The organism is Actinomadura sp. KC06 (assembly GCF_004348735.1).
Lineage (GTDB): Bacteria > Actinomycetota > Actinomycetes > Streptosporangiales > Streptosporangiaceae > Spirillospora.
On sequence record NZ_SMKT01000019.1, the window covers coordinates 1 to 25,968 of the forward strand.

The window sequence follows — 25,968 nt, forward strand, 5'->3', positions numbered from 1 at the left end:
GCTCACACGAGCCCGCCCGGGCCCGCCCGCACGAGCCCGCCCGAAGCCGGGACGGCCAGGCCCGTGACCGCGTACGACGTCCGGCGGACGCTTCCGCTGCGGGTGGAGGCGGTGCGCCAGTTCCGCCGCCGCCGCACGCTGGTCGCGTTCGGGATCCTGCTCGTCCTGCCGTGGGTGCTGGTCGTCGCGTTCAAGGTCGGCGGCGACCCCGGCACGGACGGCGTGCCCGGCCTGGTCGACGTCGCCACGTCCAGCGCCCTGAACTTCGCCCTGTTCGCGTTGTTCGTCTCGACCGGATTCCTGCTCGTCGTCGCGGTGGCCCTGTTCTGCGGCGACACCGTCGCGAGCGAAGCGGGCTGGTCGTCGCTGCGCTACCTCCTCGCCGCGCCCGTGCCGCGCGGCCGCCTGCTCCGCCAGAAGCTGATCGTCGCGCTGTCGTACGCGGTCGTCGCGGTCGTCAGCCTGCCGCTGATGTCGCTGCTCGCCGGGACGGTCGCGTTCGGCTGGGGCGACGTCGAGCTCCCGACCGGCGGCACCGTCCCGGTGAGCACGGCGCTCGACCGGATGGCGATCATCGTCGGGTACGCCCTCGTCTCGCAGCTCGTCGTCGCGGCGCTGGCGTTCCTGCTCTCGGTCACCACCGACTCTCCGCTCGGCGCGGTCGGCGGCGCGGTCGGCCTCGTCATCGTCAGCAACATCCTGGACGCCGTCACCGCGCTCGGCTCCTGGCGCGACTTCCTCCCGACCCACTGGATGTACGCGTGGATGGACGCCCTCCAGCCCGAGATCGCCTGGACGGGCATGGCCAAGGGCGCGGCCGTCTCGATCGCTTACGCGGTCGTGCTGTTCGCGCTCGCGTTCCGCCGCTTCCGCAGCCGCGACATCGTGTCCTGACCCCGGCGACATCGCGTCCTGACCAGGGGCTGCCGACCGTCCGGGCACACTCCGCGACGTTCGCGCGGCTGAAAATCGGTCGAACGGGCAGAGGTTGTCGCATAAGCTCGGCGAACCTCGCGCAGGGTGAAGGCGTCCTACTTAGAGCAGCGCGACATCGGCTCGATCGCCGGGTTAGATCCAGCCCGGCGGGGGGAGATGATCAACATGGCACGGCAGCAGCTCATCAAACGCCCCAGGCCCCCACGTCAACCGAGCCAGCCCGACCTGCGGACCCCTTCGGGCCGCCTCCTGCCGTACTGACCGCTTCGTCCGCAGGGCCTTCCCGCGTTCGGGAAGGCCCTGCGGCATTGTGAAAGTGCTCACTCGGGGCGGACGCCGCGCTGCGTCCAGTCGGCCAGCCGGGCGAAGGCGATCAGGAAGTCGGCCTGCATCGGGCGGACGAGCGCGGGAAACGCGCCGCTCAGCCCGTCCGTGTGAGTGCCGCCGGGCACGCGGTAGTAGCGGTGCAGCCCTTCCCGCCCGGCCCTTTTGACCATCTGCGCGTACACGTCGCCGTACTTGCTGATCGGCGTCAGGACGTCGAGCGTCCCCTGAACGCTGATGAGCGGACGGTGAATCCGCCCCGTCAACGACACCCGCCGGACGGCGTCCTGCACCTCGCGCGGGCGGGAGCCGTATTCGTAATCGGTATCGCATCCCGCGCCCGTCCCCTCCGCGCAGAAGGGCGTCCCCGCCTCCCGCGCGCCGTCATAGGACGGGTCGAGCTCCTCCCGGACGATCCGCTGGAGGAAATCCCACAGGTTCTTGTGGTGATAGCCCCAGAGCGGCTCCGAACCGGCCGGATATCCGGCGGCGAGCATCTCCTCGTGCGCCCCCGGCTTGCCCGCCGCATACCGCGGATAGGCGCGCAGCGCGGGGGGCAACGTCGTGAGCAGGCTCGGCCCCTTGGACGCGAAGAACAGCGAGTTCCAGTCGACCCCGCCGGTGTAAAGCCAGGGGAATCGTTCGAGCTGCCCGCGGACGAGGTAACCACCGGCCGACAACCCCGCCACGTACGTGTACCGCGGCTCGCGTCCGTACTTCTGCGCCGCGACGCGCTTGGCCGCCTGCGTCAGCTGCGCCATCCGCAGGTGCCATTCCTGAATGGCGTCACCCGGGCGGCGCCCGTCCGTGTGGATGGCCGGCCCGGTGTTGCCCTTGTCCGTCGCCGCGAACGCGTACCCCCTGGCCAGGACGTGGTCGCCGATGATGCGGTCGTTCGCGTACTGCTCCCTTACGCCGGGCGGGCCGCTGACGACCAGCCCGCCGTTCCAACGCCGCGGCAGTCGGATCACGAACTGCGAATCCTGGTTCCACCCGTGCGTTGGGTTGGTCTTGGACGAGTCAGGGAAATGGCCGTCGATCTGGATTCCGGGAACGCCCGACGGATTGACCGTCCCGGGAGCCTCCAGCCCGGCCCAGTCGGCCGGGTCGGTATGCCCGGCCGGAACCGTCCCCGCCGTTGTCAGATCGGGCAGGCAAACCGCGACGGATCGCACGGCGCCCGGAACCCGCAGGCCCCGTTCACCGCACCCCGCATCCGCCGCCGCGCCGACCGGCACTGCCATCGCGGCCAGCAGGACGGAAACGAGCGCTATGGCACGCAACATGTCGAACACCTTCCGTGAGAGACATCACGCACCGTAATGAGCGTCGCCATTCACGGATAAGTGCGAAACAGCCGGACCCGCTTGGCCCGAACGGCACATGACCTTTGGCCAGATTCCGTCCCGCCGGTGGCCGGGGCGTCCACGCCCACGTAGCCTCCGTCCATGGCCTCGACGCGCCCGGTGCCCTGGGTGTCGCCCCTCCTCTGCCTCGCGGTACTGGCCGGAGGCGCGTACTACGCACTCGTGGACACCGGTCCGTCATTCCAGGTCGCGGCCTTCTCCGCGCTCCTGCTCCTCCTGATCGGACTCGACGCCGCCGAACGCCGCGTTCCAGCGGCCGTCCTCCTCCTCGTCCAGACCGGCCTCTACGTCGCCGTCAACGCGCTCGACGACTCCGGCATCGCGCGGGCCCTGTTCGTCCTCGTCCCGTTCACCGCGTACTTCACGTTCGGACGCCGCACCGCTATCGTCCTCGGCACGGCCTTCGTCGCGGCGCTCCCGGTGCTGTTCACCGTCCGGGTCCCGGGCTGGCAGACCCGCGCGGAGCACGTCTCCGACGTCGTGATGTTCGCGCTCGGCATCGTCCTCGCGATCACGATGGCGGCCGTCGCCGTCCGCGAACGGGAGGCCCGCGTCCGGCTGGAAGGGATCATGCACGAGGTCGAGGCGCTGTCGGCGGCCCAGGAGCGCAACCGCCTCGCCCGCGAGATCCACGACAGCCTCGGCCACCACCTCACCGCGATCGCCGTCCAGCTGGAGAAGGCCGACGCGTTCGCCGAGCTCGACCCGTCCGGTGCTCGGGAGGCCGTCGGCAACGCCCGCTGGTCGGCGGACCGCGCGCTGACCGAGGTCCGCCAGTCGGTGCGTGCCCTAGGACGACGCCCATTCCGCCTCACCGACGCCCTGACCGACCTCATCAACCACCTGGACGGCCTGACCATCAGCCTCGACGTGACCGGCGACGAGGAAGGCCGTCCACTCGCCTCCCTCACCGCCCTCTACCGCGCAGCCCAGGAGGCCCTGACCAACGCCTGCCGCCACTCCGGCGCCACCAACGTCCGACTGACCCTCGCCTATGAGGACACAGGCGCGACCCTCACCATCAAGGACAACGGCCAGGGCTTCCCCGCCCATGAAGACGCCGAGGGATTCGGGCTGCGCGGCATGCGCGACCGCATCGCGCTCCTCGACGGCAGCCTCGACCTGGCGAGCGGCCCCGCGGGCACCACGATCTCGATCCGGGTGCCGTGGTGAACCCGGTCCGCGTCCTCGTCGTCGACGACCAGGAACTGGTCCGCGAGGGGATCGCGTCGCTCCTCGGCATCCAGCCCGGCATCGAGGTGATCGGCACCGCCGCCGACGGGGCCGCCGCCGTCGAGGCCGCCGCGTCCGCCGACGTCGTCCTGATGGACGTCCGCATGCCCGGCATGGACGGCGTCACCGCCACCGCCGAGGTCCTCGCCCGCCACCCGTCCTGCAAGGTCGTGATGCTCACCACGTTCGACGACGACGAGTACGTCGTCCAGGCCATGCGCGCGGGGGCGTCCGGCTACCTCCTCAAGAACCTCCCGGCGGCCGAACTCGCCGCCGCCGTCCGGCTGGCCCGCTCCGGCGTCGCCCAGCTCGACTCCACGATCACCCGCCGCCTGGCCGCCGCCCTCCCCGACCCGGGCCTCCTCACCCCACGCGAGACCGAGGTGCTGCGCCTGATCGCCGCCGGCGCCACCAACAAGGAGATCGCCAAGCGCCTCTACCTCAGCGAAGGCACGGTCAAGAACCACATCTCCCGCATCCTGCAACGCCTGGGCCTCCGCGACCGCACCCAGGCCGCCCTCTACGCCCGCGACCAGAACCTCATCTAACGCAATTCACGCTCCAGAACGGCCGCGACCTCCCGATACCGGCTGACCGGCACGAGATGTACCCCGTCGAACGCGCCGCTTTCCCGGACGGCCAGCACCTGCTCGCAAGCCGCCGCGACCCCCGCCGAACGATCCCGCTCAACGGCCTCGACGAGCTCCGCGGGAATGTCGATATCCGGAATGGACGACGCCAAATTCCGGGCCATTCCCCCACTCGCCAAGACCATCACGCCGGCGTAGACGGGACCGTCCACCTCGACGCTCTCCCGCCACCGCAACAGATTCTCGATCGAGTAACTGACCTGGACGAACATGAAGTCCGCGGCCTTCTTCCACTCCGGCACCTTACGCAGACCGGACGTCACCCCGACCTGGAACGGCCCGCAGCCCGCGAACGCCGCGTCGTCCCCGGCGGCCCGCGTCTCGTCCATCATCGCCCGGACGGTCAGCTCACTCGTCCGTCCGCCCGCCGAGGGCTTGTCCCCGTAAACGAACAGGAACCGCTCCACCCCATACGCCGCCGCCGTCAGCAAATCCCGACGAAAGCCCAGCAGATTACGGTCGCGCGAGTTCAAGCAGGCGATCCCCCGCGCCCCCATGGCCTGAACCTCGTGAGCGACGGCCACACTCGACACGGTGGCACGTCCAATATGGTTGTCCGGAATCAGAAACGAATCCGCGACAGGGCTCAGCACACCGATCTGATGCCGCACCCGCGTCAAATCCGGCCGCATCGGCGGCTCGACTTCACAAACGACCTCGAACCCCATCCCCCGACCCTACCCACGTCCTCTGACAGCCGGGTTCACATCACCGGGAAAGGCGCGAGAGAAACCGTTCCCGATCGACGACGACACGCTCAACGCGCCCGCTGCCCACCACTGTGCCGTGCTCATCAGTGGCCGTACACCCGAAGACGAGCCGCGCCCCTTCGACCTCCAGCAATTCGGCTTCGACCGTCACGCGCACGCCCACAGCACTGGCCGCCCGATGCTCCAACTCCACACGCGTGCCGACCGACGTCTGCCCTCCGTCCAGAGACGGCCGGACGGCCTCGACCGTCACCGCCTCCATGACCGCGAGCAGCCTCGGCGTCGCCAGTACGGGGACGTCGCCGCTCCCCACGGTGGACGCGGTGTCCTCGTCCCCGACCACAATGGACGTCTCCGCCCGCAGCCCCGGCTCCACGCGTCACACCTCCGACCACGTGCCAGGACCGGCCGCCACCCCGCCGAATGCCATGCCCCGACCGTACCTTCACAACGAGCCTCCTCCCGGTAGCGCGGACTCCCCCGACCGCGTAGCCGCGAGGTTCAGCCCCGCTCTCAACGGGGATCCCCTCCCCGGCATGACCCGACCGCACCCTCTTCCTTGGGAGTGACCATGACCGACCCGGTGACCCGTCTGGACGAACGGTTCAGCGATCCCAGCGCCCAAGCGACGTCCTGGACCACCACACGCGAAGCGCTGGAAAACGCACAACTGTTCTGGATCACCACCGTCCGCCCGGACGGACGTCCCCACGTCACGCCCCTGGTGGCCGTGTGGCTTGACGACGCCCTGCACTTCTGCACCGGCCCGGGCGAGCAGAAAGCACGGAACCTCGCCGGGAATCCCCAGGTCGTCCTGACCACCGGCTGCAACCGATGGGACGAGGGACTCGACGTGATGGTCGAAGGCACGGCCCAACGCGTCACCGACCGCGCCACCCTCGAACGCCTCGCCACCGCCTGGGCGGCCAAATGGGAAGGCCAATGGCAATACCAGGTCACCGAAACCGGCTTCTCCCACAACAAAGCCGACGACGTGCACGTCTTCACGGTTCGCCCGGCAAAGGCCCTCGCCTTCGGCAAAGGCGACTTCACCCACACCACCCACCGATTCCCCACCTGACCCCTGGCGGCCCATGCCGCACTAGCCTGCCGCTCATGCGCATGCTGCACCTCGGGCTGCGGGTCACCGACCTGGAACGCTCGCTCACCTTCTACACCGCATTGGGCTACGCCGAACTCGGCCGTGTCCCCGAGACGGACTTCGGCAGCCTGACCATGCTCAAGCTGCCCGACGACCCGTTCGTCAGCCTCGAACTCGTCCACGACCCCGCGCGACCGGTCAACGACACCGGCGCCGTCAACCACCTCGTCGTCCAGGTGGACGATCTCGACACCACGATCGCCGACCTAGCGGACAAGGGCGTCACGGCCGAACCGCCGGCGGAACTGGGCCCGGGATTCAGGACGTCCTGGCTGACCGACCCCGACGGCTACAAGATCGAACTCGTCCAGTGGCCCCCCGGCCACCCACCCGGCATGACAGAAGCCGACTTCACCTGACAAACAGCGCAGAGATGCAGCGGCGCGGCCACGGTCGCCGCGATCCTGATCGGCGACGCCCCATCGTGTTCGCTCCGATCGTGGCCGCCTTCTGGGCCGTCTTGATCGTCCTGGGGCGGTGGCCCTCCTGACCTCCCGCATCCTGCCTCCTCTCATAGCCCGCTCGGCGCCGGTCCTTCTGCTTCCGCTGAGGGCTGCACCGGCAGACCCGGGGAATCGCCGGTCGGCTCGTCGGGATCAGCAAGGAAATCAGAATTGACCTTGAGCGGGCCGGCCACCCCTACTGGGAGTACGCGGGCTTCCGCAGCTATTTGTTCTTCCGCCAGCGCAGCACCATTTGCCACCGGCCGACTCTGCGGCGAACACCGTCAACCATCTCCGGCCCCTCTCGGCTGATCTGTTCGTTCCTCGGCTCGTCCGAGTAGGTCAAACGGCCATGCGAGCCCACACCCATTTCCCGGCCGGGGCAGTTTCGGTCACTCCACACTCCGAGGTCAGCGCCTGCACGATCGGCAGGCCCCGGCCGCCCGTCCGGAGTCGTATCCCGGGTTCAGCGCCTCAGGGTCCGCAGCCATGTCACCGGCCACAACGCCCAGCGCCCGCTTACGGACTGGCTTGCCGTCCGAGGAGTCCCACACCGCCAGCAGGACCCCGAGAGGCTCCCGCGCGAGCCTCACCCGGATCTCCCGCTCGTCCCCCATTTCAGTGAGTTGGTCACCAACTCACTGGCGATCAGCGCCATGTCGTCGCGCAGCCTGCCCAGCCCCCAGGACGCAAGCCGCAACTCAACCAGCGTGCGCACCTGAGCCGGAGCCGTCGCCGATGCCAGGAATGTCGTGTCCAGCGCCTCAACGGTCCCCACGCTCGCCGCCGTCCCGCTACGGGTCATCACGACCACCGCCTGATCTGCCGCAGGACCAACAGCGTCCGGTCCGCCGCCGCCGACTCCTTCCCCACATCACCGATGACGTGTCCGCGCTCACCACCCCACCGGAAGCGCTGACCATCACAAGCGATCACTTGCTCACCACGCACGCCCAGCGACACCACGAGCGTGTCCCCGTACACCTGCGCCAGGCATCGCCGCTGGGAGAGTTGCTCCGCCAACTCGTCCAGCGGCCTGCCCGCACCGTCTGCCATGAGCCGTCCTTCCGTCGAGCACGGGGGATGCAAAGGAGCAGCACCCAGCGCCACCGCGATCGACCGGAGTTGACCGGTGGGGAGGTACCGCCGTTCCAGGGCTCTGAGCCTGTCTTTCTCACCGGATCTCCCGGAGGCACCAGCCGGGGAGCCAGGGAGGGGCCAGACTTAAGGGAGAGAGGGGCCAGCGTGGGCGACGCAAAGCGGAAGCGATTCGGCGCGTACCTCGCACAGATGCGCAGGGACGCACACAAGAGCCAGAGACAACTGGCAGAGACGTTGTGCCGGATGTCCGGGACCGTCTCTGTGACGCGGCACGAGGTCAGCCGATGGGAACGAGGTGAGCGCGTTCCGGATGTCTGGCTACCCGCCCTCGCGACGGCCCTGAGCGTTCCACTTGACACGCTTGAACGCGGAGCCGCCCATGCGCGAGGCGAGGACATCAGCGCCGGGCCGCGCAGTCCGGCTGAGGCGCTCGCCTACTTCTTGCCCGATCACGACGTGGATCTTGGCCCCCTAGCGAGCGAAGCAGGCCGCCGAGTGGGAGCCACCACAGCCGCCACCCTTGCCGACCGGGCGCACAGCCTGCGACTGGCCGACGACGTCATCGCCGGTGGCGATCTACTCGCCCCCGCGCTCCGGGAACTGGACGGTGCCATCCGGCTCTACCGGGAGACGACGCATTCCGAGGAGACCGGCCGCTCTCTTCTGAGCAGCATCGGAGAGATGGCGCAGATCACGGGATGGATCGCCAGCGACGCAGGCGAGCACGAGCAGGCGGCGCGCGTCTACCGGCTTGGAGTCTCGGCCGCTAGGGAAGCCGGAGACCTCGCCCTGGTTGGCAACCTCGCCGGAAGCCTCGCCTACCAGCTCTCCAACACTGGCCGCGAAGACGACGGGCTGAGCCTCGCCCTTGCGGCGCTAGAAGAGGCAGGGCCGGACGCCCCGGCCAAGGCCCGCGCGCTCTACCTTGACCGAGTCGCATGGGCCCACACCAAAGCAGGCGACACCCACCAGCGATGCGCGCTCTCGCCGAGGCCCACGAAGCCATGGCCAACGAGGACTCGCAGGAGTCCCCAGACTGGGCCTATTGGGTCTCCCCCGAGGAACTCGATGTGATGGACGCCCGCGTCTACACGGAGCTTCGGAAACCGTTGCGCGCCGTTCCGCTCCTGCAAGAGGTGCTCAGCCGCTACGACTCCACCCACACCCGCGAACTGGCCCTCTACCTCTCATGGCTCGCGGTCGCACTCGTAGACGCGAACGAGCCAGAGGAGGCTGCCCTGGCGGCGCGCAGGATGCTCGACCTTTCGGCCGACTTCGCGAGCGACCGCACGACCCAGCGAGGCCGCATCGTCCTCACGAAGCTGGAGCCGTTCCGCGACATCCCCGAGGTACGCGAAGTGCTCGACACGTACGCGGCCTGACGGGCGTTCCAGCAGGTCAGCCTTTACTCAGCCCGGGCGACGCCCACAGGACAACTAAGGCCCGTGCCGCCTAGGCCGCAGTAGCCGTTGGGGTTTTTATTGCTTGAAAGATACTGCTGGTGGTAGTCCTCGGCGTAGTAGAAGTCGGTGGCGGGGGTTAGGTCGGTGGTGATTTCGCCGTAGCCGGCCTTGGTCAGGACGGGTTGGTAGGCGTCTCGGGAGGCTTCGGCGGCCTTCTTCTGGGCGTCGGTGCGGTAGAAGATGGCCGAGCGGTACTGGGTGCCTACGTCGTTGCCCTGGCGCATGCCCTGGGTGGGGTCGTGGGACTCCCAGAAGACGCGGAGCAGGTCGTCGTAGGTGACCTTGGCGGGGTCGTAGACGACGCGGACGGCCTCCGCGTGACCGGTCTGGCCGCTGCAGACCTCTTCGTAGGTGGGGTTCGGGGTGTAGCCGCCCTCGTAGCCGGCGGCGGTGGAGATGACGCCGGGGGTCTGCCAGAACTTGCGTTCGGCGCCCCAGAAGCAGCCGAGGGCGAACTCGGCGATTTCGGCGCCGTCCGGGTAGGGCGGGGCGAGCGGGGCGTTGAGGACCTCGTGGCGCGGCGGGACCGGGATGGGCTCGTCCCTGCCAGGGAGGGCCTTCTCCGGGGTGACCATCTGGGTCTTCGCGAAGCCGAACATGCCCTCAGGTTAGCTCGCCGCCGGAGTCATGAGTGTTTCTCTTATGGCTGATTACGTCCTGGTAGGTTGCTTTCGTGGTGAGGCGGGGGATCGCGTTCGGGGTCGCGGCGTACGTGCTGTGGGGGTTGTTCCCGCTGTACTGGCCGCTGCTGAAGCCGGCGGGCGCGGTCGAGATCCTCGCGCACCGGATCATGTGGTCGCTGGTCGCGGTGGGGGCGGTGCTCGCCGCGCGGCGGAGCCTGCGGTGGGTCAGGACGCTGACCGTCCGGCAGGTCGTGCTGCTGGCGCTGGCGGCGGTGATGGTCACGGTCAACTGGGGCACGTATATCTACGCCGTCAACAGCGGGCAGACGATCGAGGCGGCGCTGGGGTACTTCATCAACCCGCTGATCAGCGTGCTGTTCGGTGTCGTCGTTTTCCGGGAGCGGCTGCGGACGTGGCAGTGGTGCGCGGTCGGGATGGGCACGCTGGCGGTGGTCGTGCTGACCGTCGACTACGGGCGTCCTCCCTGGATCGCGCTGGTGCTGGCGGTGGCCTTCGGGACGTACGGGCTGATCAAGAAGTTCGTCGACATGCCGTCGGCGGAGGGCTTGGCGGTCGAGACGGCCGTGCTGTTCCTGCCCGCCTTGGGCTTCGTGCTCGTGTTGGAGGGCGGAGGCGAGGGGACGTTCGGGCATCAGGGCGTCGGACAGGCGGTTCTGCTGGCCGCGGCGGGTGTGGTGACGGCTGTGCCGATGATGTTCTTCAACGCGGCGGCGATCAGGTTGCCGCTGACGGTCATCGGCATGTTGCAGTACCTGGCGCCTGTCCTGCAGTTCGCCATCGGAGTGTTCGTCCAGCACGAGGAGATGCCGGCGAGCCGCTGGACGGGCTTCCTGCTGGTGTGGCTCGCGCTGGTGATGCTCACCTGGGACGGTCTGCGGGCCGCCCGCCGCGAAGCGCTCCCCGAGACCGCCTAGGGAGGCTAAAGTGCCGGACGTCACACGCGCCCGGATCCGAGGGAGCTCTCGTTGCGGCTGGTCAGCGTCATCATCCTGGGAACGGCACTCGTCGCCGTCGGCCTCCTGGCTCCAGGAACGGGTGACGCGACCCCGGCCGAACGCGACGGTGTCTCAGTGCGGCCCGAGATAGTGAAGCCGGGAGAGCGGGTCCGGGTCTCGGTTCCGCGATGCGATGGCGTGAGGTCTGCGACGTCCGCGGCGTTCACCGGCCGGGCAGTGGACGGCGCGGCCACCGTCAGGCCGAACGCCGAACCCCGGACGTACGCGGTCGTGGCCTACTGCGGGTCGCGGAAGGTGACGGGCGAGGTGCGGGTGGCGGAGCGTCATGGATGGCCGGACCTGCTGCCCGCCGACCGAAACGTCCGCTGACCTTCCTGCGGACTCGTCACCGGACGATTTCGCAAGCATATTCGATAGCAATTATCCCGAATTGTCGATCGAGCTCAGTTGAGATCTTTCTGACTGGACTGACGAATCGCTTGCAAAGTGAGCCACGTCACGCATGGATGACCAAACCTACCCCCGGCTGGACACTTGTTTTCGTCAAATGATCATGTGATACTTCCTACAACTCGGTCAGAACGCCCATCTAACTACAAAATGCCCACGCAGCTCGATCTGCCTGAAAGTCCTCAAAGGTCACGAGCCGGTGGTCTTCTTGGCGCCGGCTTCACAGAGGGGTCGAGAATGTCCGTCGATGCCCGTATCCGGACCGTCCATAAGGCACAGACGCTCTCAATCAGCCACCTGCCAGGGCTTCTGCGTGACCCTCTAAGAGAGTTCGAGGAGATGGGCAGGGAAGCGGACGGCCGGATCGTGCGCGCGAACCTCGGCCCCTTCCGCCCGTATCTGATCACACATCCGGATCACCTTCAGCACGTCCTGCGCGACAACGTCGACAACTACCGGCGTGACGGCATGATGTGGAAGCCGCTCAGCCGGCTGGTGGGCGAGACCTCCGATGCGGATCCGTCCTGGCCCGTCAAGAGGAGGGTGTACCAGGACCTGCTCTCGGGACCGAGCACCGCGCTGGTCGCCGACAAGATGGTGGCGACGATCTCCGATGCCGTGGGCGAACTGGGCGAACGAGCCGACCCGGAACGACCGGTCGACGCCTACGAGGAGATGACCCGCATCGTGTACCGGACGATAATCCGCGTGCTCATCGGTGATCGGATCTCGGTGTCGCAGATCGACGAACTCGGCCAGGTGATGGTGACCGCCACGACCTCTTCGTTCCGATCGCGGATGCTGATGCCCTTCGTCCCGCTCTCGGTGCCGCTCCCGGGGGACAGGACCTTCAACCGATCCGTCCAGGCGGTGGACGACCTCATCTTCCCCATCGTCCGCGAGGCGCGCCGGAACGGCGCCGGCGGACGGGACGTCGTGTCCCTGCTCCTCAACGCGCGGGGCGAGGACGGCAAGGGGATCGATGACCGCGCGGTGCGGGACGGGATCACGGGCCTGTTCGTCGCGGCCACGGACACCACGGTCTCGGTACTGACGTTCCTGTGGGCGGCGCTGGACCTCAATCCCGAAGTCCGTGCCAGGCTCTACGACGAGATGGACCGGGTAGTAGGGGAGGGTCCGCCGTCGTTCGAGCACGTGGCGGACCTGACCTACACCAAGATGGTCCTGCACGAGGCGCTGCGCCTGTACTCGGTCGCCTGGATCGCCCCGCGGGTCGTCGAGGCGGACGACCTCATCGACGGAGTCCGCATCAAGGCGGGCGCCATCGTCGCCGTCAGCCCCTTCCTCACACACCGCCTGCCCGGAATATGGCCGCAGCCGTACGTCTTCGACCCGGAGCGATTCGCCACGGGCAGATCTCGGCACAGGTTCGCGTTCATGGCGTTCGGTGGCGGCCCCAACCAGTGCGCGGGACGCGTCTTCTTCTTCATCGAGGCACCGCTCATCCTGGCCACGCTGCTCAGCAAGTATCGGCCGATACTTCACAGCCCACATCCGGTTGAGCCGCGAGTGGACATCACGCTGAAGCCCCGCGACCGCGTGAAGATCACGCTTGAGCCCGTTCGGCGCTGAGCGACGGCGCGCCACGTCCGCATCCCGCACCGCGTGAGAAGGCCCGACAATGACCTCCAGCGAGCATGCCCTCGAGTTCGACGACCTGCCTCCCGCCGTGGAGATCGGCAGGATCTGCGCCGTGGCCGGGCAGGCCGCACGAGACACCCAGCGCTGGACCGCCCAGTACGGCCGCCTGTTCTCTGCCAAGCCCTTCGACACGACTCTGTACCACACGGTCTGCCAATGCATGTCATTCAGTGCGCCGTGGGCCGCAAGCGAAGAGTTGCGACTTGCGAACCGCGCGGCGCTGTGGGGCTTCGGTGCGGACTGGCTCGTCGACTACGCGGCGACGTCCCGGACGGCGGTGGAGGAGATCGTGGCCGGGTGCCTGGCCGTTGCGGACGGCGCCGTACCGCCCGACGACGACCTCCTGCTCTCGCTCGCCGACATCCGCGACGAGCTGGCGGAGGCGCCCGCCTGGGGCGCGCTCCGGCCCGTCTGGCGCGACCACCTCGCCCGCTTCCTGCGGGCGATGGCGCGCGAGTGGGACTGGCGGGAGGCCGGGGAGAAGGGGCGTCCCACCTTCGCCGAATACCTCGACAACGCGGACAACTTCGGATTCTCCTTCGCCTTCGTGTCGCACTGGGCATTCACGAGCCCGCCACCGACGGAACATGACATCGCGACCATCCAGAACGCCGGCCTGGCGGCCCAGCGCACAGGACGATTGATCAACGATCTCGGCACCTACGAGCGAGACCTCGAGTGGGGCGATCTCAACGCGCTGCTGCTCGGTGTCGGCCGCGAAGAGGTCGCCCGGCGCATCGCCGAGTTGACTCGCGAGTTCCAGGAGGCGGCGGCCCCGATGCGGGCCGACCATCCGCGTCTGGCCCGGTACCTCGAGCGCCAGCTCGATTTCTGCACCGGCTTCTACGGAGGTTCCGACTACTGGGGAAACCTGTGAGATCCGACTGCGCCTCATCGTGCGGAACTGAGCAGGAGGCTGCGGACACCAACGTGACCGCGGTGGCACATGAGCTACTGACCAGCCTTCTCACTCGTCCCTGGGGGCAGGTTTCCCTGTCCGTCTACGAAACGGGTCGCCTGATCTCGCTGTCTCCGTGGCTCGCGGGCCACAGTCGACGCGTCCAGTACATTCTGGATGCCCAGCGGCCGGACGGTCTCTGGGGCGCACCGGGCGCCTATGCGGTCGTCCCGACGCTGAGCGCGGTGGAGGCCTTGCTCACCGTGCTCCGGAGCCGCGCGGGCGGCGGGACGGATGATGAGGGGAACTCCGCGAGCAAAAGGAACGAGGCGGATCTCGGGAAGGTGTCCGGCGCGCTAGACCGGGCGTTGCCTCCGCTCCTGCGGCGATTGCCCGCCCTGAACTTCGGCATGTTCCCGGACCTGCCCGCGAGCGATCTGATCGTCGGCTCCCTGGTCGGCTCGATCAATCGGCACCTGGACCGGCTCGGCGGCTCCTCTCCGCCGTTCACCGGCCGCATCTCGACAGACGCTCGGCTGGGAACACCGAAGGGTCTGGACGGAGGACGTCTCGCCAAGATGCGCACGGCTCTCATCGCGGGCATCAACCTTCCGGAGAAGGTGCTGCACGCACTGGAGGTCGCCGGCGACCTCGCCGGCGGGGCGCGCACCGTCCACCCGGGTTCCAGCGGCGCGATCGGCGCGTCTCCCGCGGCCACCGCCGCATGGCTCGGCGGACGGGGCGCGTTTCGTCCGCGGCATCCGGCCCGGCTCTTCCTGGAGGCCGTCGCCGATGACCATGCGGGGCCGGTGCCGTGCGGCTTCCCCATCACCGTCTTCGAGCGAGCCTGGGTTCTGAGCACCCTCGCCCGCGCGGGGGTCATCTCCACCGCCCCGGCCGCGCTGATGAGGAATCTCGAGGCCGCGCTCGGACCGGTCGGGACCCCCGCCGCGGAGGGACTTCCCGCGGACGCGGATACGACGTCTGCCACCCTGTACGCCCTCGGACTGCTCGGGGTGTCTCGGTCCCCAGAGGCCCTGTGGACGTATGAAACACCCACGCACTTCTGCACCTGGCCAGGTGAAGGGGGCTTCTCGATCACGGTCAACGCCCATGTGCTCGAAGCGTTCGGCCAGTACCTGCACAACGTCCTGAAGTGCGGAGAGTCCCTCCCGGCGTCCGTTCCGCGATACGCGAAGGCCGTCGACGAGCTCGTGACCCTGCTCAGCGACCAGCAGCGTGCGGACGGAAGCTGGGTGGACAGGTGGCACGCGTCCCCCTACTACGCGACGGCGTGCTGTGTCGCGGCGCTGGCCCGCTTCGGCGGGGCCAGGGCGGCCGGGGTCCTCGAACTGGCCCGCGCATGGGTACTGGAAACGCAGCGTCCCGACGGCTCTTGGGGGCTATGGGGCGGGACGGCGGAGGAAACGGCGTACGCACTGCAGATACTGCTGCCAACCCCCTCGGACACCGGAGCGCCTGAGCCGACAGAGATGTATAAGGAATCCATAACTCGGGGGGATAAATTCCTCTCGGTACTCTGGGCTCGCTCGAACAATGGACACATTGAGGGTCCGGCGCTGTGGCACGACAAGGACCTCTACCTTCCCGTGGCCATCGTGCGCGCCTCCATCCTGGCCGCTCAGCACCTCGCCAGGAAGTACGTCCCGTAGCATCGAACAGACCCAACGGCAACATGTCGTTCATGTTTCCTGCATCACAAGACGCGGCGACATTAACGAAAAACCCATCACTGATGGGAACAAAGTACGTCATCTGAGCCCGCGAGGTTGCTAAGGTACTGGCGCGTGCGAGGCGATCGCTTCCCGTCGCACTGCACGCCCGCTCACCACGGCCCCGAACCCCCTCTGCGGCGGTCCGCCGGCCGCTCGGGAACTCGTTGAGGACTGGTTGATGCGCATCCGCAACTCACGTCTGCGGACGAAAATTGCCGCCCTGCTCCTATCGCTCACCGCGTTGTGGGCCTTCGCCGCATGGGTGACCATGCGGGAGGGACTGAACCTCCTGGCCATCAACACGCTCGACCAGAAGATCGGCCGTCCCGCCGTCGAACTGGTCACCCAATTGCAGCAGGAGCGGCGCCTCTCGCTGGTCTACCTCGGCAGCCAGGGACGCCAGCAGCGGGCCGCGCTGGACCAGCAGCGCCGGAAGGTCGACGGGGCGGTGTCCGACTACCGGGAGAAGACCTCGAGCGGCGCCGTCTCCCGTGTGGCGGGCGACGCCGTCGAGCGACGGATCGAGGAATCATTCGCCCGGCTGGACGCGCTCGGCGCCGCCCGGAGCGCCGTCGACGGCCGCTCCGTAGACCGGAATGTGGCCGCCAAGCCGTTCAACGACGTCATCGACGCGGCCTACCGCCTCTACGGCTCGGCCGGCAACGTGGACGACGAAGCCATCGCCAAGGACAGCCGTACCCTCAACTCCCTGACCAGGGCCAAGGAGGTCCTCTCTCGTGAGGACGCGTTCCTCGCCGGGGTCATCGCGTCCGGACGCTTCACCCCCGCCGAGCATGCGCAGTTCGTCGAACTCCGCGGCGTCCAGCGGTTCCTGCACACCGAGGCCGCGGCGGAACTTCCCAAGGCTGATCTCGCCCAGTACAACGCGGTGCTCAAGAGCGACGCGTACGCGCGACTCCGGCTGCTGGAGGAACGCGTCATCCAGAGCAGGCCCGGCGGTGCGGCGCCGAGGATCCGGGCCGAGGAATGGCGAGCGGCGATGGCCCCCGTCCAGGAGCTGTTGGAGCAGGTGGTCCTCGACGGCGGGGACCGGCTGGTCGAGCGCGCCAAGCCGATGGCCTTCGGCATCATCGTGCGATTGCTGCTGGCCGGAGGTCTGGGACTGCTGGCGGTCATCGCGTCCATCGTGATGTCGATCACCACCGCGCGTGCGCTGGTGCGGCAGCTCGAACGGCTGCGGAGCGCGGCGTGGGAGCTGGCGGAGCAGCGGTTGCCCGGGGTCGTCGAGCGGCTCGGGCATGGGGAGACGGTGGACGTCGCCGTGGAGGCGCCGCCGCTGGAGTTCGGTGCGGACGAGATCGGGCAGGTGGGGCGCGCGTTCAACGCCGTGCAGGAGACCGCGATCCGGACCGCCGTCGAGCAGGCCGAGCTGCGGCGCGGTGTCCGGGACGTCCTGCTCAGCCTGGCCCGCCGCACCCAGACGCTCGTGCACCGGCAGCTGACCATGCTCGACACCATGGAGCGCCGCCGCGACATCGAGGTCAAGGAGCTGGAGGAGCTGTTCAAGCTCGACCACCTCGCGACCCGGATGCGGCGCAACGCCGAGAACCTCATCGTGCTGTCCGGCGCGCTGCCCGCCCGCGGGTGGCGCAACTCCGTCCCGATGGTGGACGTCGTCCGCGCCGCGGTCGGCGAGGTCGAGGACTACACCCGCGTCACCGTGCTGCCGTTCGGGCCGGTCGAGCTGGCCGGACGCGCCGTCGGCGACCTCACCCACCTGCTCGCCGAGCTGATCGAGAACGCCGTGTCGTTCTCCCCGCCCGAGACCGTCGTGCAGGTCGGCGGGCATCTGGTGGCCAGCGGCTACGCGATCGACATCGAGGACCGCGGGCTCGGCATGTCCGACGAGAGGCTCGCCGAGATCAACGCGCGGATCGCCGACCCGCCCGACTTCAACCTGCAGAGTTCTGTCCAGCTCGGCCTGTTCGTGGTCAGCAGGCTCGCCGAGCGGTACAACGTGCAGGTATCGCTGAAGCGCTCCGCCTACGGCGGCACCACCGCCGTCGTCGTCATCCCCCGGGATCTCGTCGTCGAGCAGAGTCCGGCGCCCGCCACCACCAAGAACGGCCTGGAAGTGCGCCGGCCGGCCGCGGTCGGCGCCGCGTCCGGCGGCGGAGGCACGGGGCCGCAGCCCGCGCTGATCGCGGTGCCGCCGCCCGAGTCGGCTCCAGGGGCGTCGGGTGAACCGAACGGGCAGACCGCCGCCGGCGAGCCGCAGGCGGACCAGCCCGCCCGGCACGACGACGGCGACCCACGGCCTGACGCGGATCCGCGGCCCGAGGCGGAGGACTCCCATCCCCGGCCGGAGGACCAGCCGCCAGTGCCCGACATCTCCATCACGCCGTCCGGCCTGCCCGTCCGGGTTCCGCAGGCGAACCTCGCCGAGCCCCTGCGCGGCGACGAACCGGCCGCCGCAGGCGAGCCGGACGAGCACGACGACCCCGGCCGCTCCCCTGAAGAGATCCAGCGGATCATGGGCGCCTACCAGCGCGGGACCCGGCAGGGCCGCACGGACGCAGCCCAGAACGAACAGGCCGTCCCGGCCGAACAGCGCGACAAGATCCTCGGCACCAACGCAGCGGAAGGCGAGGAAGATCAGTGACGCAGAAGACCGGTTCCTCATCCGATCTGGGCTGGTTGCTGGACGACCTGGTCCACCGGCTGCCGCACGCCCGGAGCGCGGTCGTCCTGTCGGCGGACGGCCTGCTCATGGCCGCCTCCGAGGGCCTGCCGCAGGACGACGGCGAGCACCTCGCCGCCGTCGCCGCCGGGATCCAGAGCCTCGCCAAGGGGGCCGGGACCCGGTTCGGCGGCGGGCCCGTCCGGCAGACGATCGTGGAGATGCAGTCGGCGTACCTGCTGGTGACGGTGGCCGGCAAGGGCGCCTGCCTCGCGGTCCTGGCCGAGGAGGACGCCGACGTGGGCCTCACCGCCTACGAGATGGCCATGCTCGTCACGGCGATGGGGCACCATCTCACGTCGCCGTCCCGTGCGGAGAGCGCGGAGGGACAGGCCGGATGATCCCGCCCGACGACCCGTCGCCCGATTTCTGGGCGGAGGCGCCGCCGCCGGAGCCGGAGCCGGAACCGGACGCCGCGGAGCGCTGGCTCGACGAGAGCGCCGGCCCGATGGTGCGCCCGTACGTGATGACGAGCGGCCGCACCGAGCCGTCCCGCGGCACGTTCGACCTGATCACGATGGTGGTCGCGGTCGGCGTGGAACCCGACACCACGATCGGGCTCGGGCCCGAGCATCTGGCCATCGTCCGGCTCTGCCAGGACGTGATGTCGGTCGCCGAGATCACCGGCCACCTCGACCTTCCCGTCGCGACGGTGCGGGTGATGCTCGGCGATCTGCTCGACAAGGGGTTCGTCTCCCTGCAGGAACCCGAACCGGAGGCGGACATGCACGACATCAGGATCTACAAGGCGGTGATCGATGGTCTCCGGGCCCTCTAGGCGCAGCACCCCGGCAGGGGGTGTGCGCGCCCGCCGGCTCCCCACCGCGGTCAAGATCGTGATCGCGGGCGGCTTCGGGGTCGGCAAGACCACCATGGTGGGCACGGTCTCGGAGACCCAGCCGCTGCGCACCGAGGAACTCCTCACCGACCGCGGCGTCGGCGTGGACGACGTCGCCGGCGTCGAACGCAAGGACACCACCACGGTCGCGATGGACTTCGGCCGCATCACGATGCGGGACGAGTACGTCGTCTACCTGTTCGGCACCCCCGGCCAGAAGCGGTTCTGGTTCATGTGGGACGAGGTCGCGCTCGGCGCGCTCGGCGCGGTCGTCCTCGCCGACACGCGGCGCCTGTCCGACTGCTTCCCGTCGGTCGACTACTTCGAGCGCCGCAAGACGCCGTTCGTCGTCGCCGTCAACTGCTTCGAGGGCGCCAAGCGGTACGACCTCGCGGAGATCGAGATGGCCCTCAACCTGGGCCCCAAGGTTCCCGTGATGCTCTGCGACGCGCGCAGGCTCGACTCCTGCAAGGAGGTCCTCATCGACCTCGTCGTGCATGCGATGAAGTACCGCGGCCTGTCCGAGGAGGCCCAGCCGCAGAACGTGTGAAGGCCGCGTCAGCCCGTCCTGGAGACGACGTAGTCGCAGAGGTGGGTGAGGGCGTCGCGGGCCGGGATGGCGGGGAGGGTGAGGAGTTCGGCGCGGGCGTCCTCGGCCCAGCGGCGGAGGTCGGCGCGGGCGCGGTCCATCGCGGGGTGGGCGCGCAGCAGCGCGAGGGCCTCGGCGTGGAGCGCGTCGTCGGACAGGTCGCGGACGAGGAGTTCGCGGAGGCGGGCGTCGTCCGCGCCCGAACCGATCCCGGCGAGGACGTGGTGCATCGGCAGAGTCCGGATGCCTTCGCGGAGGTCGGTGCCGGGGGTCTTGCCCGACTCTTCCGTCTCGGACGCGATGTCCAGGATGTCGTCGGAGAGCTGGAACGCCACGCCGATCTTCTCGCACGCGGACGTGACCGTCCGGACGACCTGGTCGGGTGCGCCCGCGAGCAGGGCGCCGAAATGGCCGGAGACGGCGATGAGGGAACCGGTCTTGTCGGCCACGACCTGCAGGTAGTGCTCGAGCTGGTCGGCTCCGGGACGCGGCCCGACGGTCTCCTGGATCTGGCCGCGGACGAGCCGTCCGAACGCGCGGGCCTGGATCCGGACGGCGTCAGGGCCGAGGTCGGCGAGCAGGTCGGACGCGCGGGCGAACAGGTAGTCGCCGGTGAGGATCGCGACGGTGTTCGTCCAGCGGGAGTTGGCGGACTGCTGGCCGCGGCGGACGGTCGCCTCGTCCATCACGTCGTCGTGGTAGAGGGTGCCGAGGTGCGTCAGCTCCACGACGACCGCGGCGGGGACGACGCCCGGCGCGGACGGGTCGCCGAAGTGGGAGGCCAGCAGCACGAGCATCGGCCGGAACCGCTTGCCGCCCGCCTCGACCAGGTGCTTGGAGGCGTCGGAGAGCAGCGGGTCCTCGCCGCGGACGCGGTCGAGGAGGAGGGCCTCGACGGCGGCGAGGCGCTCCTTGGCGTCGGCCGCGAGAGCCGCGTCGACGGAAAGCCCGAACGGGCCGGTCTCGGTGGCCGGCCCGCCGGGCTTCTCAGTGGAAGGGTTGCTCACCCAGGACTCCCTACCGGACGAACATGTGGGTCGTGGCTTGTCCCGCAAGGTCCAGAATGGGCTGTGGGAGCACGCCGAGTACCACAGTAGCCGTCGCGCCGAGCGCGACCGCGACCGCGGTCGCCGGCCCGGCCACCACGACCGGCCCGTCCGCGTCCGGCTCGCTGAAGAACATGACGACGATCACACGGACGTAGAAGAACGCGGCCACGGCGGACGAGATGACCGCGACGACGACCAGCGGCGTCGCGCCCTCCTCGATCGCCGCCTTGAACACCGCGAACTTCCCGGTGAAGCCGCTTGTCAGCGGGATGCCCGCGAACGCCAGCAGGAAGAAGGCGAACACGCCCGCGACGACCGGGGAGCGTTTGCCCAGGCCGGCCCACCGCGACAGGTGGCCCGCCTCGCCGCCCGCGTCCCGCACCATCGTGACGACGGCGAACGCGCCGACGGAGGTGAACCCGTAGGCGAGCAGGTAGAACAGGGTGCTGGACAGGCCGTCCGGGGACGAGGCGATCACGCCCATGAGCAGGAAGCCCGCGTGCGCGATCGACGAGTACGCCAGCATCCGCTTGATGTCGGTCTGGGTGATCGCGATGATCGACCCGATGGCCATCGTGAGAATGGCCACACCCCACATGAACGGCCGCCAGTCCCATTCGAGGGTCTCGAACACGACGTAGTAGACGCGCAGGATCGCGCCGAACGCGGACACGACCGTGCAGGACGCCATCAGCGCGGTGATCGGCGTCGGGGCGCCCTGGTACACGTCCGGCTTCCACATGTGGAACGGGACGCCGCCGAGCTTGAACAGCAGCCCGACCGACAGGAGCGCGACCCCGGCGAGGAGCAGCGTCTCGTTGCCGGCGTCCTTGCCGATCTGCGCGGAGATGTCCGACAGCCGCACCGACCCGGCGTAGCCGTAGAGGAGCGCGGCGCCGTACAGGAAGAACGCCGAGGAGAACGCGCCGAGCAGGAAGTACTTGACCGCCGCCTCCTGCGACAGCAGCCGCCGCCGGCGGGCGAGCCCGCACAGCAGGTACAGCGGCAGCGACAGGACCTCCAGCGCGACGAACATCGTGAGCAGGTCGTTCGACGCCGGGAACATCAGCATGCCGCCGACGGCGAACATCATCAGCGGGAAGACCTCGGTCTGGATGACGCCCGCCTGGGTGGTTCGCTGCTCGGCCTCGCTGCCAGGCAGCGCGGACGCCTGCGCGGCGAAGTGCCCGCCGACCGCTCCGGCCCGGCCGTCGCCGCGCTCGGCGATCAGCAGGAGGCTGACGAGCGCGAGCACCAGGATGGTGCCCTGCAGGAACAGGGTGGGGCCGTCCACGGCGAGGGCGCCTTCGGCGGCGACGTGGTGCGGGTCGTCGCGCCATGCGAGCGCCGCCGTCCAGGCGAAGCCTCCGGCGAGGCCGAGGAACGCGAGCGGCACCTGCAGGTAGTAGCGCCACGTGCGGCCGACGAACGCCTCGACCAGCACGCCCGCCACGGCGACGCCGAAGACCAGCAGCATCGGGGCGAGCTGCCCGTACTCGATGTGCGGCGCGGGGATGTCACCCCCCTGCGCGAGGATCATGGTCCCGTGGGCGCCGGTGTTCATGGACGGGCTCCGTTCTCGGCGACGTTACCGGTGATGTCCGGCGCCGGGTCGTGCTTGTCGACCCGCACCAGCGTCTCCTTCACCGAAGGGTTGATCACGTTCAGCACCGGCTGGGGGAAGACGCCCATCGCGATGATGATCGCGATGATCGGGGCGACGGCCCATTTCTCGCGGGCGTTCAGGTCCTTCATGCCCTCGACGGCCGGGGCCTTCGGGCCGCCCATGGTCCGCTGGTACATCCACAGGATGTAGATCGCCGCCAGGACGACACCGCTGACGGCGAGCGCACCGGCCCACTTGTAGCGGTCGAACGTCCCGACGATGACGAGGAACTCCGAGACGAACGTGGACAGGCCGGGCAGCGACAGCCCGGACAGGCCCGCGACGAGGAACGTCCCGGCGAGGACGGGCGCCGCCTTCTGCACCCCGCCGTAGTCGGAGATCTTCGCCGACCGCCGCCGGACGATCATGAACCCGATGACCAGGAACAGCGCGCCGGTGGAGAACCCGTGGTTCACCATGTACAGCGTCGCGCCGGACTGGCCCTGCGACGTCATCGCGAAGATGCCGAGGACGATGAACCCGAAGTGCGACACCGACGTGTAGGCGATGAGCCGCTTCAGGTCGACCTGCCCGATCGCGAGGACCGCGCCGTAGATGATGCTGAGCACCGCGAACCCGAGCACGACCGGCGTCGCCCACTTGGACGCGCCGGGGAACAGCTCCAGGCAGAACCGCAGCATCCCGTACGTGCCGACCTTGTCGAGGACGCCGACGATCAGCACCAGCGCGCCGGGCGGGGACTGCTGCGCCGCGTCCGGGAGCCAGGTGTGCACCGGCACCATCGGCGCCTTGATCGCGAACGCGACGAAGAAGCCGAGGAACAGCCATTTCGCCGTCGTCGGGTCGACGTTCATCTTCGACAGCTCGTCGAACATGAACGTGCCCTGCCCGAGGCCGCCCTCGGACGTCGGCCTGCTCGACAGCGGGTACAGCCAGATCACCGCGACGAGCATCAGCAGCCCGCCGAACAGCGAGTACAGCAGGAACTTCACCGCGGCGTAGGAGCGCTGCGCGCCGCCGTAGTACCCGATGATGAAGTACACCGGGATGAGCATCGCCTCGAAGAAGACGTAGAACAGGAACACGTCGGTCGCGGCGAACACGCCGATCATGGCCGCTTCGAGCGACAGCAGCAGCGCGAAGTACGTCTTCACCGAGCGCTTGGCGGGGACGTCCACGCCGCCGGACCGGTCGGCCTCCGTCCAGGACGCCAGCATGACCAGCGGGACGAGGATCACCGACAGCAGGATCAGCACGAGCGCGACGCCGTCGACGCCGACCGCCCAGTGGACGCCGAACTCCTTGATCCACCAGTACTTCTCGTCGTACTGGAAGCGGGCGCCGTCCGCGTCGAACCCGGCCGCCATGACACCGGCGAGGACCGCGACGACGAGGGAGACGCCGAGCGCGAACTGCTTGACCAGCGTCTCCCGCTCGCGCGGGATGACGCTGAGCAGCACCGCGCCCACCAGTGGCAGCGCGATGAGGACGCTCAGCCAGGGAAAGTCGTTCACGAGACATTCACCGCCAGCAGGGCGGCGACCACGAGGGCGGCGCCGCAGAACATTGAGAGGGCGTAGGAACGGGCGAAGCCGGTCTGGACGCGGCGGAACCGGCCGGACGTCCCGCCGATCCCGGCGGCGGTGCCGTTGACGGCGCCGTCGACGCCGCGGCCGTCGAACCAGACCGCGAGCCGGGTCAGCCACTGGCCGGGACGCATCAGCAGCGACTCGTTGAGCGCGTCGCCGTACAGGTCCTTGCGGGCCGCGACGGTGACGAACGAGCCCTTCGGCGCCTCGCGCGGCACCTTCCGGCTGCCGTACTGCCGCCACGCGATCGCCGCACCGATGATCATCAGGACGAAGGTGGCGATGCCGGGCGCGGCGAGCGGCTTGAACTCGTGGTGGTGCTCGGGCGCCCCGACGACCGGTTCGAGGAAGTCGGCGAACCCGCCGAGGACGAGGAACCCGCCCGCGCCGATCGAGCCGACCGCCAGCAGGATCAGCGGCCAGGTCATGACGGCCGGGGACTCGTGCGGGTGGACGTCGTCCGACCAGCGCTTCTCGCCGAAGAACGTCATGAACATGACCCGCGACATGTAGTACGCGGTGATCCCCGCGCCGACCAGCGCACAGGAGCCGAGGATCATCCCGGACGTGCCGCCCTTGTCGAACGCGACCTCGATGATGGCGTCCTTGGTGAACCAGCCGGACAGGCCCGGGAAGCCGATGATGGCGAGGTAGCCGAGCCCGAACGTGGCGTAGGTGAGGATCATCACCGAGCGGAGCGCGCCGTAGTGGCGCATGTTCACGTCGTCCTTCATGCCGTGCATGACGGATCCGGCCCCGAGGAACAGTCCCGCCTTGAAGAAGCCGTGCGCGATGAGGTGCGCGATGGCGAAGACGTAGCCCGGCTTGCCGAGCCCGGCGGCGAGGTGCATGTAGCCGATCTGCGACATCGTCGACCCGGCGAGGGCCTTCTTGATGTCGTCCTTGCCGCACCCGATGATCGCACCGAACAGCAGCGTGGCCGCGCCGACGATCGCGACGACGAGCTGCGCCGTGTCGGACATCTCGAAGATAGGCCCGGCCCGGACGATCAGGTACACGCCCGCGGTCACCATCGTCGCCGCATGGATGAGGGCCGACACGGGGGTCGGGCCCTCCATCGCGTCCAGCAGCCAGGACTGGAGCGGGAGCTGCGCCGACTTGCCGCACGCACCGAGCAGGAGCAGCAGCCCGATCGCGGTGGCGGTGCCGGTGCCGAGCTGGGACGCGAGGCCCGCGTGCTCGGCGCCCTCGCCGAGGATCGGGCCGTAGCCGACCGTCCCGAACGTGGCGAACATCAGCGCGATCGCGATGATCAGCCCCATGTCGCCGACGCGGTTGACGACGAACGCCTTCTTCGCCGCGGTCGCGGCGGTCGGCTTGTACTGCCAGAACCCGATCAGCAGGTACGAGGCGAGGCCGACGCCCTCCCAGCCGAGGAACATGACCAGGAAGTTGTCGCCGAGCACCAGCAGCAGCATCGCCGCGACGAACAGGTTCAGGTAGGCGAAGAACTTGCGCCGCTCGGGGTCCTCGGCCATGTAGCCGATGGAGTAGATGTGGATCAGCGACCCGACGCCGGTGATCAGCAGGACGAAGCTGATGGACAGCGGGTCCACCAGCAGGTCCATGCCGACCTTGAACGAGCCGACGTCGATGAAGTCCCACAGGTGCAGGGTGCGGCGCCTTTCCTCGGCCTCGTACCCGAGCATCTGGACGAACATCGCCGCGCCCACCGCGAACGACGCCACCGACATCGTGACGCCGAGCAGATGCCCCCACTTGTCGGTGCGCCGCCCCCCGAGCAGGAGGATCGCCGCGCCGGCGAGCGGGAGCGCGATGAGGAGCCAGGACGCGGCCTGGATGCCTTCCGCTTTCATTA

Annotated in this window: 26 protein-coding genes; 16 read left to right on the plus strand and 10 right to left on the minus strand. The window is 69.2% G+C overall.

Going from position 1 to position 25,968, the window contains the following annotated elements:
- Positions 1-111 precede the first annotated feature (111 nt).
- Positions 112-894: an ABC transporter permease subunit gene (locus E1287_RS09140; RefSeq protein ID WP_347813960.1), complete on the plus strand. Its 783-nt coding sequence runs from the start codon at positions 112-114 to the stop codon at positions 892-894.
- 362 nt (positions 895-1,256) lie between these two features.
- On the opposite strand, the gene E1287_RS09145 is transcribed toward E1287_RS09140, so the two are convergent.
- Positions 1,257-2,546 carry a tannase/feruloyl esterase family alpha/beta hydrolase gene (locus E1287_RS09145; protein WP_131964426.1) on the minus strand — a complete coding sequence of 430 codons (1,290 nt, stop codon included), beginning with the start codon at positions 2,544-2,546 and terminating at the stop codon, positions 1,257-1,259.
- A gap of 162 nt (positions 2,547-2,708) precedes the next feature.
- Here E1287_RS09145 and E1287_RS09150 point away from each other — a divergent pair, with 162 nt between their 5' ends.
- Together E1287_RS09150 and E1287_RS09155 are read left to right on the plus strand one after the other, a co-directional pair.
- Positions 2,709-3,800, plus strand: a complete 1,092-nt coding sequence (locus E1287_RS09150) for a sensor histidine kinase (protein WP_131964427.1) — start codon at positions 2,709-2,711, stop codon at positions 3,798-3,800.
- A complete protein-coding gene (locus E1287_RS09155; protein ID WP_131964428.1) occupies positions 3,797-4,408 on the plus strand; it encodes a response regulator transcription factor in 612 nt (203 codons plus the stop codon). Before E1287_RS09150 ends, E1287_RS09155 begins: the two co-directional genes overlap by 4 nt.
- Here the strand turns inward: E1287_RS09155 and E1287_RS09160 are convergent.
- On the minus strand, positions 4,405-5,178 hold the full coding sequence (locus E1287_RS09160) for a methylenetetrahydrofolate reductase (RefSeq protein ID WP_131964429.1): 774 nt from the start codon (positions 5,176-5,178) through the stop codon (positions 4,405-4,407). The two genes, E1287_RS09155 and E1287_RS09160, sit on opposite strands and share 4 nt — an antisense overlap.
- A gap of 40 nt (positions 5,179-5,218) precedes the next feature.
- Positions 5,219-5,596 carry a hotdog domain-containing protein gene (locus E1287_RS09165; protein ID WP_131964430.1) on the minus strand — a complete coding sequence of 126 codons (378 nt, stop codon included), beginning with the start codon at positions 5,594-5,596 and terminating at the stop codon, positions 5,219-5,221.
- Between the two features lie 195 nt (positions 5,597-5,791).
- Between E1287_RS09165 and E1287_RS09170 the strand changes: the two genes are divergently transcribed.
- Positions 5,792-6,301 (plus strand): pyridoxamine 5'-phosphate oxidase family protein, encoded by a 510-nt coding sequence (locus E1287_RS09170; protein WP_131964431.1) that lies wholly within the window; start codon positions 5,792-5,794, stop codon positions 6,299-6,301.
- A gap of 35 nt (positions 6,302-6,336) precedes the next feature.
- On the plus strand, positions 6,337-6,741 hold the full coding sequence (locus E1287_RS09175) for a VOC family protein (protein ID WP_131964432.1): 405 nt from the start codon (positions 6,337-6,339) through the stop codon (positions 6,739-6,741).
- A 673-nt stretch (positions 6,742-7,414) separates the two neighbouring features.
- On the opposite strand, the gene E1287_RS09180 is transcribed toward E1287_RS09175, so the two are convergent.
- Positions 7,415-7,630, minus strand: coding sequence for a hypothetical protein (locus E1287_RS09180; protein WP_131964433.1), 216 nt, complete (start codon positions 7,628-7,630; stop codon positions 7,415-7,417).
- Positions 7,630-7,881: a hypothetical protein gene (locus tag E1287_RS09185; protein ID WP_131964434.1), complete on the minus strand. Its 252-nt coding sequence runs from the start codon at positions 7,879-7,881 to the stop codon at positions 7,630-7,632. The genes E1287_RS09180 and E1287_RS09185 overlap by 1 nt, the downstream gene beginning before the upstream one ends.
- A gap of 189 nt (positions 7,882-8,070) precedes the next feature.
- Between E1287_RS09185 and E1287_RS09190 the strand changes: the two genes are divergently transcribed.
- The gene (locus E1287_RS09190) at positions 8,071-9,000 is read left to right on the plus strand and encodes a helix-turn-helix transcriptional regulator (protein ID WP_243718762.1); all 930 of its coding nucleotides are present in this window, start codon (positions 8,071-8,073) and stop codon (positions 8,998-9,000) included.
- Positions 9,000-9,308 carry a hypothetical protein gene (locus E1287_RS45490; protein WP_243718763.1) on the plus strand — a complete coding sequence of 103 codons (309 nt, stop codon included), beginning with the start codon at positions 9,000-9,002 and terminating at the stop codon, positions 9,306-9,308. The genes E1287_RS09190 and E1287_RS45490 overlap by 1 nt, the downstream gene beginning before the upstream one ends.
- 23 nt (positions 9,309-9,331) lie before the next feature.
- On the opposite strand, the gene msrA is transcribed toward E1287_RS45490, so the two are convergent.
- Positions 9,332-9,988, minus strand: coding sequence for a peptide-methionine (S)-S-oxide reductase MsrA (gene msrA, locus E1287_RS09195; protein ID WP_131964435.1), 657 nt, complete (start codon positions 9,986-9,988; stop codon positions 9,332-9,334).
- 74 nt (positions 9,989-10,062) lie between these two features.
- Here msrA and rarD point away from each other — a divergent pair, with 74 nt between their 5' ends.
- The 9 genes from rarD to E1287_RS09245 all read left to right on the plus strand — a co-directional run bounded on the left by rarD (position 10,063) and on the right by E1287_RS09245 (position 19,824).
- On the plus strand, positions 10,063-10,947 hold the full coding sequence (gene rarD, locus E1287_RS09200) for an EamA family transporter RarD (RefSeq protein WP_243718765.1): 885 nt from the start codon (positions 10,063-10,065) through the stop codon (positions 10,945-10,947).
- A 219-nt stretch (positions 10,948-11,166) separates the two neighbouring features.
- Positions 11,167-11,358 (plus strand): hypothetical protein, encoded by a 192-nt coding sequence (locus E1287_RS09205; protein ID WP_131964436.1) that lies wholly within the window; start codon positions 11,167-11,169, stop codon positions 11,356-11,358.
- Positions 11,359-11,778: 420 nt separating this feature from the next.
- Positions 11,779-13,032 (plus strand): cytochrome P450, encoded by a 1,254-nt coding sequence (locus tag E1287_RS09210; protein WP_165968936.1) that lies wholly within the window; start codon positions 11,779-11,781, stop codon positions 13,030-13,032.
- A 49-nt stretch (positions 13,033-13,081) separates the two neighbouring features.
- Positions 13,082-13,978, plus strand: a complete 897-nt coding sequence (locus E1287_RS43605; RefSeq protein WP_165968937.1) for a terpene synthase family protein — start codon at positions 13,082-13,084, stop codon at positions 13,976-13,978.
- A 62-nt stretch (positions 13,979-14,040) separates the two neighbouring features.
- Entirely contained in the window at positions 14,041-15,672 is a 1,632-nt protein-coding gene (locus E1287_RS09225; RefSeq protein WP_243718767.1) for a prenyltransferase/squalene oxidase repeat-containing protein, read from the plus strand.
- A gap of 241 nt (positions 15,673-15,913) precedes the next feature.
- On the plus strand, positions 15,914-18,358 hold the full coding sequence (locus E1287_RS09230; RefSeq protein WP_131964441.1) for a nitrate- and nitrite sensing domain-containing protein: 2,445 nt from the start codon (positions 15,914-15,916) through the stop codon (positions 18,356-18,358).
- The gene (locus E1287_RS09235; protein ID WP_131964442.1) at positions 18,355-18,777 is read left to right on the plus strand and encodes a roadblock/LC7 domain-containing protein; all 423 of its coding nucleotides are present in this window, start codon (positions 18,355-18,357) and stop codon (positions 18,775-18,777) included. The genes E1287_RS09230 and E1287_RS09235 overlap by 4 nt, the downstream gene beginning before the upstream one ends.
- Positions 18,774-19,214, plus strand: a complete 441-nt coding sequence (locus E1287_RS09240) for a DUF742 domain-containing protein (RefSeq protein ID WP_131964443.1) — start codon at positions 18,774-18,776, stop codon at positions 19,212-19,214. Before E1287_RS09235 ends, E1287_RS09240 begins: the two co-directional genes overlap by 4 nt.
- Positions 19,195-19,824: an ATP/GTP-binding protein gene (locus tag E1287_RS09245; protein ID WP_131964444.1), complete on the plus strand. Its 630-nt coding sequence runs from the start codon at positions 19,195-19,197 to the stop codon at positions 19,822-19,824. The genes E1287_RS09240 and E1287_RS09245 overlap by 20 nt, the downstream gene beginning before the upstream one ends.
- Positions 19,825-19,832: 8 nt before the next feature.
- Here the strand turns inward: E1287_RS09245 and E1287_RS09250 are convergent, their stop codons facing one another.
- The 4 genes from E1287_RS09250 to nuoL are packed head-to-tail and all read right to left on the minus strand — an operon-like array spanning position 19,833 to position 25,966.
- Positions 19,833-20,870, minus strand: a complete 1,038-nt coding sequence (locus tag E1287_RS09250; RefSeq protein ID WP_131964445.1) for a polyprenyl synthetase family protein — start codon at positions 20,868-20,870, stop codon at positions 19,833-19,835.
- 10 nt (positions 20,871-20,880) lie between these two features.
- Positions 20,881-22,476, minus strand: a complete 1,596-nt coding sequence (gene nuoN, locus E1287_RS09255) for an NADH-quinone oxidoreductase subunit NuoN (protein WP_131964446.1) — start codon at positions 22,474-22,476, stop codon at positions 20,881-20,883.
- Positions 22,473-24,053, minus strand: a complete 1,581-nt coding sequence (locus E1287_RS09260; RefSeq protein ID WP_131964447.1) for an NADH-quinone oxidoreductase subunit M — start codon at positions 24,051-24,053, stop codon at positions 22,473-22,475. The genes nuoN and E1287_RS09260 overlap by 4 nt, the downstream gene beginning before the upstream one ends.
- The gene (nuoL, locus tag E1287_RS09265) at positions 24,050-25,966 is read right to left on the minus strand and encodes an NADH-quinone oxidoreductase subunit L (RefSeq protein WP_207934104.1); all 1,917 of its coding nucleotides are present in this window, start codon (positions 25,964-25,966) and stop codon (positions 24,050-24,052) included. The genes E1287_RS09260 and nuoL overlap by 4 nt, the downstream gene beginning before the upstream one ends.
- Between the last annotated feature and the right edge of the window lie 2 nt (positions 25,967-25,968).

Coding starts and splice junctions, on each gene's coding strand:
- E1287_RS09145 (WP_131964426.1), bottom strand. CDS start 2,546: ATGTTGCGTGCCATAGCGCTCGTTTCCGTCCTGCTGGCCGCGATGGCA.
- E1287_RS09150 (WP_131964427.1), top strand. CDS start 2,709: ATGGCCTCGACGCGCCCGGTGCCCTGGGTGTCGCCCCTCCTCTGCCTC.
- E1287_RS09160 (WP_131964429.1), bottom strand. CDS start 5,178: ATGGGGTTCGAGGTCGTTTGTGAAGTCGAGCCGCCGATGCGGCCGGAT.
- E1287_RS09170 (WP_131964431.1), top strand. CDS start 5,792: ATGACCGACCCGGTGACCCGTCTGGACGAACGGTTCAGCGATCCCAGC.
- E1287_RS09175 (WP_131964432.1), top strand. CDS start 6,337: ATGCGCATGCTGCACCTCGGGCTGCGGGTCACCGACCTGGAACGCTCG.
- E1287_RS09180 (WP_131964433.1), bottom strand. CDS start 7,630: ATGACCCGTAGCGGGACGGCGGCGAGCGTGGGGACCGTTGAGGCGCTG.
- E1287_RS09185 (WP_131964434.1), bottom strand. CDS start 7,881: ATGGCAGACGGTGCGGGCAGGCCGCTGGACGAGTTGGCGGAGCAACTC.
- E1287_RS45490 (WP_243718763.1), top strand. CDS start 9,000: ATGGACGCCCGCGTCTACACGGAGCTTCGGAAACCGTTGCGCGCCGTT.
- msrA (WP_131964435.1), bottom strand. CDS start 9,988: ATGTTCGGCTTCGCGAAGACCCAGATGGTCACCCCGGAGAAGGCCCTC.
- E1287_RS09210 (WP_165968936.1), top strand. CDS start 11,779: ATGGGCAGGGAAGCGGACGGCCGGATCGTGCGCGCGAACCTCGGCCCC.
- E1287_RS43605 (WP_165968937.1), top strand. CDS start 13,082: ATGACCTCCAGCGAGCATGCCCTCGAGTTCGACGACCTGCCTCCCGCC.
- E1287_RS09230 (WP_131964441.1), top strand. CDS start 15,914: ATGCGCATCCGCAACTCACGTCTGCGGACGAAAATTGCCGCCCTGCTC.
- E1287_RS09240 (WP_131964443.1), top strand. CDS start 18,774: ATGATCCCGCCCGACGACCCGTCGCCCGATTTCTGGGCGGAGGCGCCG.
- E1287_RS09245 (WP_131964444.1), top strand. CDS start 19,195: ATGGTCTCCGGGCCCTCTAGGCGCAGCACCCCGGCAGGGGGTGTGCGC.
- nuoN (WP_131964446.1), bottom strand. CDS start 22,476: ATGAACACCGGCGCCCACGGGACCATGATCCTCGCGCAGGGGGGTGAC.
- nuoL (WP_207934104.1), bottom strand. CDS start 25,966: ATGAAAGCGGAAGGCATCCAGGCCGCGTCCTGGCTCCTCATCGCGCTC.